Genomic DNA, 366 nt, shown 5'->3' on the forward strand with positions numbered 1-366 from the left:
GACTGACGGAGAGCGCCAGCAGTGTCCGGTGCAGATTTTTCGTTTTCACGGGGCGCACGCCTCCCTGGCAGGGTTTTGCCATATTGAGCTCCAGTGTGATCTTTCAGAAAGACCGGTACAGACCTGTTAAGTGAACGGCTTATTCATAAGTGATAACGAAGGCCAGCTGACCGGTGTACTCGCCGGCCTCCGCTTTATCGAGTCCGGCAGGGACGGCGGCAAAGCGCAGCTGCCCCAGCGCCGCAAACGTCACCGGATACGTCACCACACGGCGATCCGGGGCATCCGTAATGGTATCTTTGTGGCTCGCCTGGTTATCCAGGGCAGAGACGTGGATACGGACCCGGTCGCCCGCGCCGGCGGTGA

General features: G+C 60.1%; 1 pseudogene. It reads right to left on the bottom strand.

The annotated features are described in order from the left end of the window. Window positions 1–139 precede the first annotated feature (139 nt). A pseudogene (locus ACU8YC_RS28570) lies at window positions 140–366 on the bottom strand (fimbrial protein); the annotation flags it as partial.

Source organism: Citrobacter sp. VF227 (genome assembly GCF_052950715.1).